The sequence below is a fragment of the Streptomyces sp. NPDC087787 genome (genome assembly GCF_044743035.1).
Classification (GTDB): Bacteria; Actinomycetota; Actinomycetes; order Streptomycetales; family Streptomycetaceae; genus Streptomyces.
The window spans coordinates 176,169-191,542 of record NZ_JBIUVQ010000006.1 but is presented as its reverse complement, the minus strand read 5'-3'; the positions used below and the strand labels follow the sequence as shown (position 1 = coordinate 191,542).

Below are 15,374 nucleotides of genomic sequence, written 5' to 3'. Positions count from 1 at the left end.
GTTCGGGGGAACCCGCTTGGCGTTCCGCTCGTCGTGTCGCCGTCGTCGTGGAGGGAGCCCATGGCCACCGCCGAGGCCGAGACCGGCCGTACCGTGACCACCGACATCCCCGCCCGCCTGGACCGCCTTCCGTGGTCGCGCTGGCACTGGACGATCGTCGTCGGTCTCGGCACCGTATGGATCCTCGACGGTCTGGAGGTCACGGTCGTCGGCAACATCGCCAGCCGACTGTCGGAGCCCGGCAGCGGTCTGTCGATCAGCTCCGCACAGGTCACGGGCACCGCGGCCGCCCTCTACGTGGCGGGCGCCTGCGTCGGTGCCCTCTTCTGGGGCCGCCTGACCGACCGCTACGGCCGCAAGAAGCTCTTCATGATCACCCTCGCGGTGTATCTGGCGGCCACCGCCCTGACCGCCGTCTCCTTCGAGGCCTGGTGGTTCTTCCTCTTCCGCTTCCTGACCGGCTTCGGCATCGGCGGCGAGTACGCGGCCATCAACTCCGCGATCGACGAGCTGATCCCCGCCGCTTACCGGGGCCGCGTCGACCTGATCATCAACGGCAGCTTCTGGGTGGGCGCCGTCGGCGGCTCCCTGCTGTCGATCCTCGCCCTGAACACCGGCATCCTGGCCGCCGACGTGGGCTGGCGGCTGACGTTCGCGCTCGGCGCGGTCCTCTCCCTGGTGATCCTCCTCGTCCGCAGGCACGTCCCGGAGAGCCCGCGCTGGCTGCTGATCCACGGCAGGGACCGGGAGGCGGAGGAGGTGGTGACCGACATCGAACGCCGGATCGAGTCCGAGCGGGACGAGCCGCTGCCCGAGCCGCACGGCGAGATCACCATCCGCCAGCGCCGCGGCGTGAGCTTCATCGAGATCGGCCGCACGGTCTTCGCCGCCTACCGCAGGCGCGCCGTCCTCGGCTTCTCCCTCTTCATCGGCCAGGCGTTCCTCTACAACGCCATCACCTTCGGCTTCGGCGCGATCCTGACCAGGTTCTTCCACGTGCCCGCCGACCACACCGGCTACTACTTCGCCGTCATCGCGGCCGGCAACTTCATGGGCCCGCTGCTGCTGGGCCGCCTCTTCGACACGGTCGGCCGCCGGGTGATGATCTCTTCCACCTATCTGCTGTCCGGCCTGCTCCTGTTCGGCACGGCCTGGCTGTTCGACAGCGGCACGCTGAGCGCCGGCACGCTGACGGCCTGCTGGTGCGTGGTGCTGTTCTTCGCCTCGGCCGGCGCCTCCAGCGCCTATCTGACGGTCTCCGAGATCTTCCCGATGGAGACCCGCGCGATGTCCATCGCCTTCTTCTACGCCCTCGGCACCGCGGCCGGCGGTATCAGCGGACCGCTCCTCTTCGCCGACCTCACCAGCACCGGCAGGGTCGGCGACACGGTCCTCGCCTTCCAGATCGGCGCGGCGCTGATGTGCGCGGCGGGCCTGGTCGCCGCGTTCCTCGCGGTCAAGGCCGAACGCCGCTCCCTGGAGGACATCGCCACACCGCTGACGGCGGTGAGGGCACCGGAGACGAAGGCGCTGCCCTAGGGGTGCTGTCCCGGCAGGTCGCCGTCAGGCTCCTGTCGTGGAACCCGGCCTGACGATCATCAGGACCGTCACGGCGGCCCACAGCAGGTTGAACACGCCGGTGAACATGGCGAGGCGAACGGTCGCCCTGCGCTCGTCACCGCCCTGCCCCACGGGCCGTTGCTCGTCGAGCGCCTCGGCTATGGCGGTCTGCCGGGGCAGCACCAGCGCGACGAGGACGACGGCGGCGAGCGCGGTCAGCGCGATCGACACGAGCAGCCAGGTGTCGCCGAGCACGCCCATGTTCTTGGCCGTGGCGAACCCGAACACCGGGACGGCGACCCCGCCGACGGCGTAGACCCGGCAGATGCGCAGCAGCAACAGCACGGTCTGCACCGCCCGCGGATCCTCGGGCGCGGCCAGGGCCTGGCGCGCGGCGGGCGGAAACATGCTGGCGGCGACGGTGACGGGCCCGATGGCGACGATCGCGGCCAGCACGTGCACGGCGAGAAGGAACTTGGTCACGCCCCGACGCTAGCCACCCAGTCGATCTTGAAGAAGTGGCGAGAGTGACAGGGTTCAACGGATTCCCGCCACCACCCGGCCCGGTGGTCCCGCGATACGGAACGCCGCGATGCCGAACGGGATGCCGATGATCGTGACGCACAGCAGCACGCCCGCGAGGAAGTAACCGAGGAACAGCCAGAAGCCGCTCAGGACCAGCCAAATGGCGTTGAGGATTGTCTTCACCGGTGACGACCTGCCACCTGCTCGAGGCGGGCGACGCGCTCCGCCATCCGTCCCCAACTCCAGTTTGCGCAGGGCGCGGGCGAGGGCAAGTGGGTCGCCGGTGAGCCGGGCGCCGGACGCGTCCGCCTCGTACTTCCTGGAGCAGGTGAGACGCGGGTCACAGGAATCGCTCCGGCGGGTCTGTCACACATCGCGGGCCGCGTCCGTCGTAGGTGTGTAAGCGAAAAAGAGCGCAGCACGACGAAGTGGATCAAAACAGATCAAAGCAGAGCGGACCGCTGTGAACACCCACAAGGAGCCCAGGATGGAAGCCCGTCTCAACCTCTTCGGCAACGCCCTCGCGGCGAAGTTCCTCCGTCAGATCAACGCAGCGGGCAAGACGGTGACGGACTCGCCGCTCCCGGCGTCGACCCAGGAACTGGTGAAGATCCGCGCGAGCCAGATCAACGGCTGCGGCTTCTGCCTCGACATGCACACCAAGGACGCCGCCCACGCCGGCGAGACGGCCGTACGCCTCAGCATGGTCGCCGCCTGGCGCGAGGCCAAGGTCTTCACCGAGGCCGAACGTGCCGCCCTGGAACTGGCGGAGCAGGGCACCCGCCTCGCCGACGCGGCGGGCGGCGTCACCGACGAGGCGTGGGCCGACGCCGCCAAGCACTACGACGAGGACCAGCTGGCGGCCCTGGTCACCCTCATCGCCGTGATCAACGCCTACAACCGCCTGAACGTCATCGTCCAGCAGCCGGCGGGCGACTACGAACCGGGCATGTTCGGCTGACCCGGACCCGGACCCGGCCCCGGTCGACAGGGCGGCCCGCTCACGGACACGCCGAGCCGGCCTGAGACCCTTCCCCCATGACGACACCCCCTGACGGACTGCCCCGTTACCGAGTGCTGACCGGCCCGGACGACGCCTCGTTCTGCCGGCGCGTGAGCGAGGCGCTCGACCTCGGCTACCGACTCCACGAAGGCCCCGCCCTCACCTTCGACGGCGAGAACGTCGTCGTCGCCCAGGCGGTGGTCTGGCCGGCGGGGCCGGGGGAGGGGGCCTAGCACGAGCGAGAGCGCCGCAAGATGGAGCGGGTCCCGCCGCTCAGATGCCGAGTGCGGCCGGCTGCTGCGCGCGCTCCTCGCTCAGCGACGCCCGCCGCGAGCTGAGAAATACGCCCAGGCCCTGCGAGCCTGCGGCCGGTGCGCCGGGGGGCGGGCCGTGTATCCCGGGCGGTTGATGCCGGGCGAGATCCTGGTCCTCCCGTGCGCCCGCTCCTGACGCAAGGACGGAGGTGGGCAGTAGACCGACGTCGGCGCTGGGGGCGGCTGGGTCGGCGTAGAGGGCGGACTGGTGGGCGAGGGCGCCCAATGGAACGGGACGCCGTCGCCCGCGGTGCCGGTCGGAGCCGCGGGCGACGGTGCGGGTCGGTCAGTCCTGGCCGCCGGCGGCCTGCATCATCGGCGCGCGGTCGAAGATGCTGACGGCGTGGGTGATCCGGCCGTCCTCGACGGTCAGGTACTCGGCCCCGCGGAAGTCCTTGGCGAACGGCAGGTCGACGGTGTACACGATCGCCGCGCTGTTGTCGTCGCCGAAGACGCCGAGCAGTTCACCGCTGATGAGCATGCCGGCGAACGGCGCCAGGAACTGACGGTATGCGTCGGCGCCCCGTACGGGGCCGGACGGGGCTTGGCAGACGATGTCGTCGGCGATGAGGCCCATGGCCTTCTCTACATCGCCGCCGAGCCAGGCGCGCACGTACGTTTCGGCGACCCCGGCGGCGGATCCGGTGGTGGTCATGGCAGGTGGTTCCCTTCCTCGTCGCACCGCCCCTCGTGGTCCCGCCGGTCACCGGGGCTGCCCGGGTGCGACCGGCGGACCGCCCGAGGGAGCGGCCCGGCCGCGTCCGATCGCGGCCTGGTGAGACGGATCCTCCCCGGCATATATGACACCCTCCGTCATATAGCTGAGGGAGATTCCGAAGCATGAGATCCGAACGCCTGCTCTCCATCCTGCTGCTCCTGCAGTCGCACGGGCAGCTGCCGTCCTCCGAGCTGGCGGAACGGCTGGAGGTCTCGGTCCGCACGATCATGCGGGACGTCGAAGCGCTGTCGGCCTCCGGCGTGCCGGTCTACACCGTGCGCGGTCCGCACGGCGGCATCGCGCTGCTGCCCGGGTTCCGCACCGACGTCACCGGACTGACCGCCGACGAGTCCCGCGCGCTGTTCGTCCTGCTGTCCGGCTCCGCCCACGCCGACCTCGGCCTCGGCGCGGCCCTCGGCTCCGCGCTGCGCAAGGTCATGGCCGCGCTGCCCGCACCGCACCGCCCCGACGCGGACCTCACCAGCCGCCGCGTCCTCATCGACCCGGTCCGCTGGCGTGGCGCCCCCGGACCGGACCACGCCGCGCCCGACCTCACCGCCTTCCAGGACGCCGTCTTCACCGACCGCCGCCTGCGCCTGCGGTACCGGCACGGCCGCGACAACCGCGTGCACACCTACACGCTCGACCCGTACGGCCTGGTCAACAAGGCCGGCGTCTGGTACCTCGTCGCCGACCGCGACGGGGAGCCCCGGCTGTTTCGCACCGACCGGGCCCGCTTCGCCGCCGTCCTCGACGAACCGGTGCGACGCCGCCCAGGCGTCGAACTCGCCGACGTCTGGGACCGGCTGCGCCGCGGCATCGACGACCTGCCCGCCCCGCTCGCCGTCACCGTAGAGGTCCGCGACGACATCCTGGCGAGGTTCCTGCGCGTCCACGCCGCGGACCTCGCAGTCCCCCTGGTCGCACCCGAAACCGTTCCGCCGGACCGGGCGGTCGAACCAGGCTGGACACGCGTCGAGTTGCGATTCCGGTCCCTGTTGGCCGCCCAGCCCCTGCTCGCCTTCGGCGCCGACGTCGAGGTCCTCACGCCCGACGAACTCCGACGCCACCTGGCCCGTACGTCCCTCGCGACCGCCGCCCTCTACGCCCCCGACCGGGACGGCTGACGCTGCAACGGGCGTGCCGTCACGCGCCCGTCGGCCCGGCCCACGGGTGCCGCCCACCGTCCCGCTCGGCTAGGGCCGTGCCGCCGGGGACGGGGCCGGTCAGACGACCACCCCGGCCCTCTTGTACGAGCGCAGCAACAGCGCCGCCTCCGCCCCCGTCACCCCGTCCAGCTCCGCGAACACCCGGGTCGTGAAGTCGTGCACGTCCTGCGCCGAGCGGTGGCTGGAGTAGCCGAGGACGTTCGCCCGGCCGGTGGTGATGACCAGGTGCCGTACGTCGGACTCGCGGGCCAGGCGGCGTACGGCCACCTCCAGCGCGCGGTGTTCGACGGAGAGCCGGAAGCGGGCCTCGACGGGGAAGCCGAGCACCCCGGGCTCGGCGTGCAGGCGCAGGTGCAGCACGTGCGAGTCCATGAGCCGGGCGAGCCTGCGCCGGGCCGTGGTCTCGCTCACGCACAGCTCACGGGCGAGCCGGGCCATGGGCATGCGTGCGTCCCGCTCCAGGAGAGCCACCAGATGGCGGTCGAGCTCGTCGATGACCAGCGGCTCGGGCAGGACCCCGCCCTCGGCGACGCGACGGCGGGACGGAGTGGGCTCCTGGCGGTACGGGTCCCAGTCGTTGGCGGTCAGCAGGAGCCGCAGGACCACCGCCGTGTGCACGTCGGTGACGCCGGGAATGCCGGCGATCGACCCGTCCACCGTGCTCAGGAGCTGCTCGGGCCCCGGCACGAGGACCTCGGCCAGCACCTCGGGCGAGCCGGTGGCCACGTCCACGGACCGTGTGTCCGGGCGGCGCGCGAGCGCGAGGGCCACCGCGTGCAGCTTCCCCGGCGCGCAGCGCACCGCCAGCTCCACGACCAGCCCCTCGCCCAGGTACTCGGGCACCAGGAACGCCGTGAACCGCACCAGGCCGGAGCCGATGAGCCGGTCCAGCCGGCGCGCGACGGTCCGCTCATGCACATCGAGGCGGCCCGCCACATCCGCCCAGGCGGCTCTCGGCTCGCGGGCCAGCAGCCGGACGATGGCGTGGTCCAGCGCGTCCAGGGCCGACGGCACCGCTTCACCGGGCTTGACCGAATCCGCCAACGATCACCTCTCAAATGCTTGTTTCCACTGAATCTTCCGGGATTCATTGCCGAGACTAAGTCGTTCGGGCGACCTTGAGTGGCACTTTCCGCCAGCCACTTTTCGTGAACAGGTGCGGCTTCCATGAACGACACCCCGATCCTCGCCCCTTCGCCGACGAGATCCGCCCTCCGCCCGACCCCGGTCGCGGCGGTGATCGTCTCCCTGGTCCTGGTGGAGCTGTCCAGCGGCATCACCCAGGGCTTCCTGGGCCCGCTGCTGAAGGGGCTCACCACCACCCTGCACGTGAACGTCGCCCAGCTGAACTGGATCAGCATCGCGAACCTGCTCTCCAGCGTCGCCTTCACGCCCATCCTGTCGCGGCTTGGCGACCTGCACGGCCACCGTCGCGTGCTGCGCTGGAACCTGGCCATCGTCCTGACGGGCTCGCTCCTGGTGGGGCTGAGCCGGTCGTTCGGGATGCTGCTCGCGGGGCAGGTGCTCCAAGGCGCGTTCGCCGGGTTCTTCCCGCTGCTCGTCGGCATCCTGCGCAACCGGCGCACCGCCGACGAGAGCCGGCGCGGCATCAGCTTCATGGTGGCCGCGCTGGTCGGCGGGCTCGCACTGGGCACGGTGAGCAGCGGCCTGATCGCCGAGTACGTGGCGGTGCCGACCGCCGCGCTGTGGGTGCCCGCCGTCGCGGTGGGCCTCGCCCTCGCGGTGACCTGGCCGCTGCTGCCGGAGACCGAGGAACGGCCGGGCGGGTCCGCGGACTGGCTCGGCGCCGGACTGCTGTGCGTCGGGCTCGTCGCCGTCACGCTGGGACTCGGGCAGGGCGGCGCGCCCGGCTGGGAGTGGACCTCGGCGAGGACACTGGGCTGTCTGGCCGGCGGCCTGCTGGTGACCGCGGTGTGGGTACTGGCCGAGCTGCGGACCCCGGCGCCCGTCATGGACGTGCGCCTGTTCCGGCGCCGCAACGTCGTCGTGGTCGCGATCGTCACCCTGACCTTCAGCTCCTGCATGCTCGGTCTGCTGGTCGCCAACCCGGTGTTCCTGAGCACCTCGCGGGCCGAGGCGGGCTACGGGCTCGGGCTCACCCCGCTGGCCACCGCGTTCGCGCTGCTGCCGAACATGCTGGCGCTCGTGCTCGGCGCCCTGGTCGCCCCCGCCGTCGCCGCACGGCTCTCCGACCGGCGGACCCTGTTCGCGGGCTCGCTGCTGATGGCCGCCGGGAACCTCGCCGTGTACGTCTCCCACAGCAGCCTCGTGCCCTACCTGGCCTGCACCGCCGTCGTCGGTCTCGGCAGCGGGCTGCTCCAGCACTCCACCCGGACCCTCGCCGTCGAGGCCGTACCGCACGACCAGACCTCGGTGGGCTCCGGCATCAACGAACTCCTCATCAACGTCGGCGGCTCGCTCGGCGCCGCCGTGGTGCTCTCCGTCTTCGCCGCCGAGACCGCCGCGGGCAGGTCGCTGCCCGCCGTCACCGCCTACACCCACGCCTGGGCGATCTGCGCCGCCGTGTCCCTCGCGGGCGCGCTCGTCTCCCTGCTCTACCACCGCCCCGTGAAGGAGGCCCTGTGAACAGCGCCGAAGGAAGTTCCATGACCGGCGCACGGCTGAAGCAACGCTGCCGCGACACCCTCACCCGCGCGCAGGACCAGGTCCTCGCGCTCAGCCACAGCCTGCACGCCGAGCCGGAGCTCGCCTACGAGGAGCACCGGTCCGCCAGGAAGATCGCCGACCTGGTCGAGGGCGCGGGCTTCGCGGTCGAGCGAGGCGTGTGCGGCCTGCCGACCGCGTTCACCGCGACCGCCGGCTCCGGGGACCTGGTCATCGGGATCTGCGCCGAGTACGACGCGCTGCCCGGCATCGGCCACGCCTGCGGCCACAACGTCAACGGCGCCGCCGCCACCGCCGCCGCCCTCGCGCTCGCCTCCGTCGCCGACGACATCGGCGTCACCGTCAAACTCCTCGGCACACCCGCCGAGGAGTACGGCGGCGGCAAGGCCGACATGCTGCGCGAAGGGGCCTTCGACGACGTGGCCGCGGCGATGATGGCCCACGCCGCGCCCACCGACGCCATCGGCATGACCTCGCTCGCCATCAGCAGCTGGAAGGTCGCGTACACCGGCCGTACCGCGCACGCGGCGGCGATGCCGCACCGCGGGGTGAACGCCGCCGACGCGATGATGATCGCGCAGGTCGCGATCAGCGCCTACCGGCAGCAGATGACGCCCGGCACGGTCGTCTCCGGCATCGTCACCTCCGGCGGCGAGGCACCCAACGTCATCCCCGGCCGCACGACGGCGGACTACGACTGCCGCGCCGAGACGATCGACGAACTGCGGGAGCTGCAGACCCGGGTGCGCGCCTGTTTCGAGGCGGGGGCACTGGCGACGGGCGCCGAGCTGGCGCTCGAAACGGTCGGCAACGACTACGCCGATCTGCGGCAGGACCTGGACATGTGCGCGCTGTACCGCGAGGCGGCGGGCGACCTCGGCCGCACCGTGCCGCCGCGCGATCCCCGGCTGCGCGGCGGCTCGACGGACATGGGCAACGTCTCGCAGATCGTGCCGTCCATCCATCCCATGATCGGCTACGACTGCGGCGACGCGATCATGCACAACCCCGAGTTCACGCGCTACGGCACGACCGCGGGCGCGGACCTCGCCGTCCTGGACGGCGGGCTCGCCATGGCCTGGACGGCGCTGGGCCTCGCGACCGACGAGGAGCAGCGGAGCCGGTTGCTGAAGCGGCTGGCCGAGCGCGGCCGTCGCTAGTTCCTGTGGTCCTCAGGCCTTCAGGCCTTGAGACGGGGATCGGGCCGTTTCATGACGGGTGCCGGCGACGAGATCTGCCGGTAGAAGATGTCGATGTCCACCTCTTCGCCACCGACGGTCAGGGTGTCCCAGGCGCCGCTCGCGAGCAGGGTGCGGACGGTCTCGAGCTTCAGTTTCCGCAGGTGGTCGCGGAGGGTCGCGTCGTCCGGCATGCCGGGGACACGGGGTGAGAGGCGGTCGCGGATCTCCCGCAGCCGCTCCGTGAACGCGTCGAGGTCCGCCTCGTCCACCTTGCCGGCCGCGCCGTTCGGAGCGTCCGGCAAGGCCGCCTCGATGCTCTGCGCGATCGTGTCCTTGATCGCGCGGGTGTCGCCGTGCTCGTCGGTGGTGACCATGGCGTTCCAGGCGCGGCTCTTGTGCCGGTACTGGAGCATCGACATCGCCGCCTCGTGACGGACGAAGTCGGCGTCGCGGAAGGCCTTCCCCCGCCAGGCGTTGCTGAGGGAGCGTGCGAGCGAGATGGCCGACGCGAGGCCGCTGTTGAGCCCGCGTCCCGGCCAGAAGTGGATGGCGTTGGCCGCGTCCCCGAGCAGGAACCCGTACGTCCCCGGGGTGGCGGACGTCGCGGAGTGGAGCCGGGCGGTGAAGCGGGGCCGCTGCACCATGTCCAGGCGGAACCCGGTGACGGCGCTCAGGTTCTTCTCGGTGACGCCGAAGAGGACCAGGCCCTCCAGTACGCGCTTCCACAGGGCGGAACCCTTGACCAGGGCGGGCAGGAACAGCGTGCCATGGGTCGAACAGCGGAAGTCGCCCTCGTCGTTGCGGCCCATGAGGCAGGGCCGTGAGGCGACACACTGCTCGAACACGTGCCGCACGGGGTCGACCCCGATGACCTCCTGGGCCTCGGCGTCGGTCAGGCGCATGTTCAGGAAGCCCTCGCCGCTGAGGGAGTTGAGCAGGAAGCGGTTCTGGGCCACCGTCAGCAGGACGGCCATGGGGTCCGGCAGGTCGGACTTCACACGCAGGCCCAGCACGACGTCCTGGAGGTGGTGGCCGTTCAGGGAGTAGATCGACGCGTCGGGGGCGCCGAACTTGTCGGCGAGGTGGTCCCGGGTCCGCGAACGGCCGCCCTCGCAGATGGCGAGCACGTGGTCCTTGACCACCGCCTCACGCTGCTCGGCCGGGTCGAAGCGGCTGGGAACGAGCCGGATCCGGTCGGACTTCTCGTTCGCCATCTCGAGGAGTACGTCCTCGACGTAGGCGATCCGGATGTTCCGCGGGCCGTAGCCCTGCACGGAGTCCGGCCCGGCCGGCCACATCTCGGTGTACGCGCCGTCGCCGAACAGGCGCTCCTGGACCTCCTCGGGGAGGTTCAGGTACTGGCGGCTCTGGACGGTCACGACCTGCTGGCGCCGGACGTTGCCCTGTGCCTCGGTCTTCCAGACGACCCGCGAACCGCCTTCAGTCCAGCGGCCGTCGTACATCGTGATGGCCACACGACGGCCCATCAGGTGCTCCAGCAGCAGGGCGAAGCTCAGCCCCACGGGCCCGCCGCCGGAGACGGTGACGTTCAGGACCGGGCCCGGCGCGACGGTCACGAGCGGGCTCAGGACGTCTGTGATCGTCTCCATCGACTCGGGGATCTCGAAGCAGAAGACCTCGTCGCCGATGGTGATCTCGTCGCCGGAGGCGAGGACGTGCGACGTCACCTTGTCGCCGTTGACCAGCGTCCCGTTGCGGCTTCCGCGGTCGTACAGGACGTAGCGGCCCGCCTCGCGCAGCACCTCCGCGTGCAGGCGCGAGGCCCGCCCGCTGGCGATCACGACACTGCTGTCACCACTGCGCCCGAAGGTGACCGGCGCGGCGCCGACCGGGAACCGCTGCCCGGCCAGGGGCCCCACACGCCCGGTGATCGAAGCCGGCATGGCCACTCCCCCTTGGATCTGTCCGTACTGGCCTTCGGCCCACCTCGGCGTGCGCGGTCCCGCAACCCGACAGCTCGGCACAGACAGCCATGGCCCCCCACGCCCGTTGCCGCAGCCCTCGACGGGCGGCTTCCAGGTTCGCCCCAAGGTCGCCCCCGCGCAAGGCCGCACGGCAGGAAGGTGCAGATCAGGAGTGGTGTGGCGGGTGGGTCGCAGGAGAACTCCCGGCGTCGGAGATGCCAGTGTTGAGGCGGGCGCCGGGTCGCATACACCATGGGAAGTCACGCATTCCCGATAAAATCCCAAATCACGGAAAGGGTGACCACTCCGATGCCACAGTCCGGGCATGGTTTGGACAACGCTCATTGGCGTAGGAGCCGGTGGCCTCATCTCCTTCCTGGCCCAGCACTCGTTGGGGCGCGCCGCGGAGCGGGCCGAGACGCGGCGCACCACGCGTGAACGCGACGAGACGCGACGCAACGAACAACTCACCCACCTCATCGCCTTCCTGACAGCCGTCCAGGCGGCCGAACGGGTCGCCGTGGACCGCTACCACCACCACGAGGCCGACGACCAGTGGGAAGCGCGCGCCCGACAGGCCGTCGACAGGGTGTGGGTGACGCAGAAGACGATCCACATGGTGTGCGCACGTGAGGTGAACGAGGCAGCCCGGGGAGTCGCGTTCGCGGTTCGCGACGTGATCAGAAACGGCCCCGACGACTCCGGAGAACCGCAGGACGAGAAGGTCTGGGCCTCTATCCGTCCAAGCCGGCAGGCGTTCCTCGACGTCGTGCACGACCATCTGGAGTGAGATTGAGGCGGGCGTGCGACAGGGCGGGCACATCCCGACAGTGCCCGCCCTGCTCTCATTCCTGCTTACGGCGGACTTCGGCGTTGTCGGGTCGGACTGGGGTCGATTCTGTTCGCGTCCCCCGGTTACGGGGAGCCGTCCCGGCACCAGCCCTGCTCTGCTCGGCCTGGCCCTGTCGCCCGCGGTCGAATCTGCTGCACCGCGCCGGACCGGATGACTACGGCTGCCCGGTGCAGGACGATCGGCGGTAGCTGGAGTTGGCCTCAGTGACTCTGAGGTGATGCAGGAAGGGGGGATCTGATGGGCGCAGTGGAGGTGAGCAGGGCTCAGGCCGTCACACTCGTGCAGCGGATCATGGACGTGGATTACGCCTCTGATGAGGAGGCGAGCAACTGGCTGGACATGCTCGACAGGGCCCTTGCCTGTCCAACCGGGCGGGTCGCCGACCTGATCTACTGGCCGCCGGAGCGAGCGCTCTCAGCCGACGAGGTGGTCGAGCAGGCCTTGGCATATCGACCGATCGCCTTGTGAGGGCCCCGTCCACCCCCTGGTCCGCCGCGTCACGAAGTTGCACTGGGCGCAGGAGGGGGCTCACGCAGTGGGGCGGTGGCGGCCGGCGAATTGGGTGTGGCGTGCGCCAGCGACGAAGCCCGTCCATGCCTCTGCCGACACGGTGAGATGGGCACGCTCGGGCCGCTTGGAGTCCCGCACGAGCACGCCGGACGGGACGAAGGCGGTCTCTATGCACTCGGTCGCGTTGCCGCCGCTGTACGACGACTTGAACCAGGCAGGTTCGGAGATGGGCCGGGGACCGACAGACATTCACAGCTCCTTGCGGGCACGATGGATCACGGCGGAGGAGGCCTCCATGTCCAACGCTTGTGCGCGGAGGTACTCGAACGCAAGTCTGTATCGCTCCAGTTCCTCGTCCTTCTCCAGGAAGAGCGAGCCGGCGTGGAAGTCGACGTACACCACGTCGAGGGCTGACTCGGTGCCGCCGAGGATCACAAAGCTGCCAAGGGCGGCGGAGTGGGCGCCTTTGGAGAACGGCAGCACCTGAAGCGTGATGTGAGGTGACTCGTTCGCTTCCAGGAGCCGGCCGAGCTGCTCCTTCATGGATTCGGGAGATCCGACGACCCGGCGGATGACGGACTCGTCGAGGATCGCCCACAGGCGAGGAGGCTTCGGTCGGTTGAGGATCTCCTGGCGTTTCATGCGGATGTCCACCAGTCGTTCGATCTCGGACGGCTGCAGTGGAATCTCGTTGGCCTTCTGCAGGGCAGTGCTGTAGGCGCGCGTCTGGAGAAGGCCAGGAACGTAGACACACGAGAAGTGGTCCTCGCGTACAGCCTCGTCCTCCAGTGTGAGCAGCAGGTTCATGCTCTCCGGGATGGAGTCGGCGAAGGAACTCCACCAGCCTTGCTGTTTGGCGTCCTTGGCCAGCCTGACCACAGCTTCCCGCTCGGAGTCGGAGGCCCCGTACTCGCGGCACAGTGCGTCTACGACGATCCACTTGACCGGGCCCGCCTGGGTCTCGTACCGGCTGACCGTCGCCTTCGAGACGCCGACCAGTTGGCCGGCCTCCTCCAGGGTCATCCCCTTGCGGGCACGCAACTTACGCAACATGGCGCCCAGCTGGCGGCGACGTGTGGTGGTCCTTACGGACATGAGACTCCTCTGCGGGTAACCCCGGGCAGTGGCGGCTCGGGGCCTGAACAGGCTAGGCAGCGTGGCAGCCCGGCCACCACGGGATTCACTCGATAGAGGCTCGTGAGAAGTTACATAGTGAGAGTTCTCTATGTCATCCTCGCTACCAGACCGCTACGCAATGCAGCCGAACGGACACGGCGGGCGCAGCATGCGCGTGGCACGGGAGGGAGGAATGCTCATGCCTGCTACCAGCACCGGGGGCCACCAGCTCCGCTGTGTCCTGCCTTTTGAAGCGCTGCCGGCGGAGGTCCGGCTGCTACGGAGGGCTGCCGCGGCGCAGTTGGACCAGTGGGGCGTACCGGCGGCCTGCGACGAAACGGAGCTGCTTGTCACGGAGCTGGCGACGAATGTCATCAGGCACGTTGGCGAGGGCGTGTCGGCAACCCTGATCCTTGAGTGGAAGCGCGAGCGTCTGCGGATCGAGATGCACGACAAGAGCCGAACGCTGCCCTCCCTGCACAGCGCTGACTGTGATGCGGAGTGCGGTCGGGGGCTGCATCTGCTCGCGGCCATGACGTTGGGCTGGGGGACCGTTGCCACCGCGCTCGGCAAGGCGGTGTGGTGCGAGATCGCGCTGGGCTCCGAATCCGCCTGCCGACGCGTGGAGCGTGCCGTCGAAGCCCTTGAGAGCTATCAGGGGTGCAGTGGTGCCGTTCTGGAGGGACGGCAGCGCGCGGCGGTCTTGGAAGAGTCGGCGATCGAGCTGATCGCGGACTTGCTGCACTGGACCTCCGCGCGTGGGCTGGACCCGGATGACGTCCTGGACCGCGCCCAGATGCACTATGAGGCCGAGGCCAAGGCGGCCTAGAAATCCCCGCGCCTGGGTGCCGTCACCCCTCGGCGCCGGCGTTCATTCCAATGCGGCTTGCAGCATTGCGCCGGCGTCCTCAGGAGAACCCTGCTCGTGGAGCGCCAGGGCCACATGGAGGACATCTTGGTCGTCTTGGTCGCGGCCGTAGACATGAATCAGGTTGTCGGCCAGCTCGTCGTGCTGCTGCTCTCGGAGGAGCAGCACGACCCCGGCTGTCTCAAGCGGGTTGAGGACTTCCGTGGAGCGCCGCAACAAGGTCAGTGCCGCGCCCGCTCGGCCGTCGGAGTCCAGCTTCTCTGCTTGCTCTGCCAGGTTGCGTACAGCGGCAAGGTCTCTCCGCATCCGCTGCCGGTCCCCCCTCCGGCGGGGGACCGGCAGCGGACCCGGTGAACTGCGCGCTGTCGGACGCACTCGCAAGCCGGCCCTGACGGCCTCGAGCTCTTCGATAGCCACCCGCAGAACGGCGACCTCGTCGCGGAGCAAACTCAGCGCCCCGACTTCCTGCTGGAGAGCGGCGCGCTCCGCCTCCGCCTCCCGCAACTGCAAAGTCAGAGTGTCGACCTCAGCTGCCAGCTCGGCGCAGCCGCGGCAGCGCCGTTCCGTTTCCGCTCGCTTGTGCAGCAGTTTCAGCTCGTCAAGGGTCACGGCGACGAGATGTTCACCGCCAGCGTCGCAGCTTGCTTCCCTGTGAAGGCTCTTGACGATTGCCAGTGCTGGCATGGTTTGTCCGCTCAGAAACCGGGACAAAGAGCTCTCCGCGCAAGGGATGCGGAGCGCGGCTTTTGCCTGTGTTAGCCGCTTTCCAGCGTCTTTGGTCGGCTCGCCTGGTAGCAGGCACCGGCAGAGCAGTTGCAGGGCTTCTGCGAGATTCCGCATCCCCGGACTGACGTTGCTGCGGAACTCCTTTTCGATCCAGCTGGCTCTGTCTGCTGCGGTCCTGCTGTCTGCCATGCCGGTCCGCTCCCCCTCCATGCGATCCCGCTGCCGATGGGCCGTCAACCTCGGCTGGGTTTGCCATCATT

At 70.1% G+C, this 15,374-nt stretch carries 16 protein-coding genes and 1 pseudogene; 9 read left to right on the top strand and 8 right to left on the bottom strand.

Features of this window, described 5'->3' with window-relative positions:
- Positions 1 to 60 precede the first annotated feature (60 nt).
- A complete protein-coding gene (locus tag ACIOWN_RS12330) occupies positions 61 to 1,539 on the top strand; it encodes an MFS transporter (RefSeq protein ID WP_401981973.1) in 1,479 nt (492 codons plus the stop codon).
- A gap of 24 nt (positions 1,540 to 1,563) precedes the next feature.
- Here the strand turns inward: ACIOWN_RS12330 and ACIOWN_RS12325 are convergent, their stop codons facing one another.
- Both ACIOWN_RS12325 and ACIOWN_RS12320 read right to left on the bottom strand, forming a co-directional pair.
- A complete protein-coding gene (locus ACIOWN_RS12325; RefSeq protein ID WP_401981971.1) occupies positions 1,564 to 2,043 on the bottom strand; it encodes a DUF2269 family protein in 480 nt (159 codons plus the stop codon).
- 93 nt (positions 2,044 to 2,136) lie between these two features.
- Positions 2,137 to 2,268: pseudogene (locus tag ACIOWN_RS12320) on the bottom strand (YccF domain-containing protein); the annotation flags it as partial.
- A 304-nt stretch (positions 2,269 to 2,572) separates the two neighbouring features.
- Here ACIOWN_RS12320 and ACIOWN_RS12315 point away from each other — a divergent pair.
- Together ACIOWN_RS12315 and ACIOWN_RS12310 are read left to right on the top strand one after the other, a co-directional pair.
- Entirely contained in the window at positions 2,573 to 3,046 is a 474-nt protein-coding gene (locus ACIOWN_RS12315; protein WP_362348110.1) for a carboxymuconolactone decarboxylase family protein, read from the top strand.
- A 77-nt stretch (positions 3,047 to 3,123) separates the two neighbouring features.
- Positions 3,124 to 3,321: a DUF1737 domain-containing protein gene (locus ACIOWN_RS12310; RefSeq protein ID WP_362348108.1), complete on the top strand. Its 198-nt coding sequence runs from the start codon at positions 3,124 to 3,126 to the stop codon at positions 3,319 to 3,321.
- A 367-nt stretch (positions 3,322 to 3,688) separates the two neighbouring features.
- Here ACIOWN_RS12310 and ACIOWN_RS12305 read toward each other — a convergent pair whose 3' ends face one another.
- Positions 3,689 to 4,057, bottom strand: coding sequence for a nuclear transport factor 2 family protein (locus tag ACIOWN_RS12305; RefSeq protein ID WP_401981967.1), 369 nt, complete (start codon positions 4,055 to 4,057; stop codon positions 3,689 to 3,691).
- Between the two features lie 185 nt (positions 4,058 to 4,242).
- Between ACIOWN_RS12305 and ACIOWN_RS12300 the strand changes: the two genes are divergently transcribed.
- Entirely contained in the window at positions 4,243 to 5,247 is a 1,005-nt protein-coding gene (locus ACIOWN_RS12300) for a helix-turn-helix transcriptional regulator (RefSeq protein WP_401981964.1), read from the top strand.
- Positions 5,248 to 5,346: 99 nt separating this feature from the next.
- Here the strand turns inward: ACIOWN_RS12300 and ACIOWN_RS12295 are convergent, their stop codons facing one another.
- Positions 5,347 to 6,333, bottom strand: coding sequence for an Lrp/AsnC family transcriptional regulator (locus ACIOWN_RS12295; RefSeq protein WP_401981962.1), 987 nt, complete (start codon positions 6,331 to 6,333; stop codon positions 5,347 to 5,349).
- 123 nt (positions 6,334 to 6,456) lie between these two features.
- Between ACIOWN_RS12295 and ACIOWN_RS12290 the strand changes: the two genes are divergently transcribed.
- Positions 6,457 to 7,896: an MFS transporter gene (locus tag ACIOWN_RS12290; protein ID WP_362348100.1), complete on the top strand. Its 1,440-nt coding sequence runs from the start codon at positions 6,457 to 6,459 to the stop codon at positions 7,894 to 7,896.
- A gap of 20 nt (positions 7,897 to 7,916) precedes the next feature.
- Positions 7,917 to 9,095, top strand: coding sequence for a M20 family metallopeptidase (locus ACIOWN_RS12285; RefSeq protein ID WP_401981959.1), 1,179 nt, complete (start codon positions 7,917 to 7,919; stop codon positions 9,093 to 9,095).
- Between the two features lie 20 nt (positions 9,096 to 9,115).
- On the opposite strand, the gene ACIOWN_RS12280 is transcribed toward ACIOWN_RS12285, so the two are convergent.
- Entirely contained in the window at positions 9,116 to 11,020 is a 1,905-nt protein-coding gene (locus ACIOWN_RS12280; protein ID WP_401981957.1) for an FHA domain-containing protein, read from the bottom strand.
- 346 nt (positions 11,021 to 11,366) lie between these two features.
- Between ACIOWN_RS12280 and ACIOWN_RS12275 the strand changes: the two genes are divergently transcribed.
- Together ACIOWN_RS12275 and ACIOWN_RS12270 are read left to right on the top strand one after the other, a co-directional pair.
- Positions 11,367 to 11,831, top strand: a complete 465-nt coding sequence (locus tag ACIOWN_RS12275) for a hypothetical protein (protein WP_401981955.1) — start codon at positions 11,367 to 11,369, stop codon at positions 11,829 to 11,831.
- 300 nt (positions 11,832 to 12,131) lie between these two features.
- Positions 12,132 to 12,362: an e9imm peptide gene (locus ACIOWN_RS12270; RefSeq protein ID WP_401981952.1), complete on the top strand. Its 231-nt coding sequence runs from the start codon at positions 12,132 to 12,134 to the stop codon at positions 12,360 to 12,362.
- Positions 12,363 to 12,422: 60 nt separating this feature from the next.
- Here ACIOWN_RS12270 and ACIOWN_RS12265 read toward each other — a convergent pair whose 3' ends face one another.
- Together ACIOWN_RS12265 and ACIOWN_RS12260 are read right to left on the bottom strand one after the other, a co-directional pair.
- Positions 12,423 to 12,653, bottom strand: a complete 231-nt coding sequence (locus ACIOWN_RS12265; protein WP_401981949.1) for a DUF397 domain-containing protein — start codon at positions 12,651 to 12,653, stop codon at positions 12,423 to 12,425.
- Positions 12,654 to 13,499 (bottom strand): helix-turn-helix domain-containing protein, encoded by an 846-nt coding sequence (locus ACIOWN_RS12260; RefSeq protein ID WP_401981947.1) that lies wholly within the window; start codon positions 13,497 to 13,499, stop codon positions 12,654 to 12,656.
- A gap of 220 nt (positions 13,500 to 13,719) precedes the next feature.
- Here ACIOWN_RS12260 and ACIOWN_RS12255 point away from each other — a divergent pair, with 220 nt between their 5' ends.
- Positions 13,720 to 14,349, top strand: coding sequence for an ATP-binding protein (locus ACIOWN_RS12255; protein ID WP_401981944.1), 630 nt, complete (start codon positions 13,720 to 13,722; stop codon positions 14,347 to 14,349).
- 42 nt (positions 14,350 to 14,391) lie between these two features.
- Here ACIOWN_RS12255 and ACIOWN_RS12250 read toward each other — a convergent pair whose 3' ends face one another.
- Positions 14,392 to 15,303: a hypothetical protein gene (locus ACIOWN_RS12250; protein WP_401981941.1), complete on the bottom strand. Its 912-nt coding sequence runs from the start codon at positions 15,301 to 15,303 to the stop codon at positions 14,392 to 14,394.
- Between the last annotated feature and the right edge of the window lie 71 nt (positions 15,304 to 15,374).

What these genes read in the sequence shown, in the direction of transcription:
- ACIOWN_RS12270 (WP_401981952.1), top strand. Translation starts at nt 12,132, where the DNA reads ATGGGCGCAGTGGAGGTGAGCAGGGCTCAGGCCGTCACACTCGTGCAG.
- ACIOWN_RS12265 (WP_401981949.1), bottom strand. Translation starts at nt 12,653, where the DNA reads ATGTCTGTCGGTCCCCGGCCCATCTCCGAACCTGCCTGGTTCAAGTCG.
- ACIOWN_RS12305 (WP_401981967.1), bottom strand. Translation starts at nt 4,057, where the DNA reads ATGACCACCACCGGATCCGCCGCCGGGGTCGCCGAAACGTACGTGCGC.
- ACIOWN_RS12260 (WP_401981947.1), bottom strand. Translation starts at nt 13,499, where the DNA reads ATGTCCGTAAGGACCACCACACGTCGCCGCCAGCTGGGCGCCATGTTG.
- ACIOWN_RS12290 (WP_362348100.1), top strand. Translation starts at nt 6,457, where the DNA reads ATGAACGACACCCCGATCCTCGCCCCTTCGCCGACGAGATCCGCCCTC.
- ACIOWN_RS12255 (WP_401981944.1), top strand. Translation starts at nt 13,720, where the DNA reads ATGCCTGCTACCAGCACCGGGGGCCACCAGCTCCGCTGTGTCCTGCCT.
- ACIOWN_RS12250 (WP_401981941.1), bottom strand. Translation starts at nt 15,303, where the DNA reads ATGGCAGACAGCAGGACCGCAGCAGACAGAGCCAGCTGGATCGAAAAG.
- ACIOWN_RS12310 (WP_362348108.1), top strand. Translation starts at nt 3,124, where the DNA reads ATGACGACACCCCCTGACGGACTGCCCCGTTACCGAGTGCTGACCGGC.
- ACIOWN_RS12285 (WP_401981959.1), top strand. Translation starts at nt 7,917, where the DNA reads ATGACCGGCGCACGGCTGAAGCAACGCTGCCGCGACACCCTCACCCGC.
- ACIOWN_RS12280 (WP_401981957.1), bottom strand. Translation starts at nt 11,020, where the DNA reads ATGCCGGCTTCGATCACCGGGCGTGTGGGGCCCCTGGCCGGGCAGCGG.
- ACIOWN_RS12330 (WP_401981973.1), top strand. Translation starts at nt 61, where the DNA reads ATGGCCACCGCCGAGGCCGAGACCGGCCGTACCGTGACCACCGACATC.
- ACIOWN_RS12315 (WP_362348110.1), top strand. Translation starts at nt 2,573, where the DNA reads ATGGAAGCCCGTCTCAACCTCTTCGGCAACGCCCTCGCGGCGAAGTTC.
- ACIOWN_RS12300 (WP_401981964.1), top strand. Translation starts at nt 4,243, where the DNA reads ATGAGATCCGAACGCCTGCTCTCCATCCTGCTGCTCCTGCAGTCGCAC.
- ACIOWN_RS12275 (WP_401981955.1), top strand. Translation starts at nt 11,367, where the DNA reads ATGGTTTGGACAACGCTCATTGGCGTAGGAGCCGGTGGCCTCATCTCC.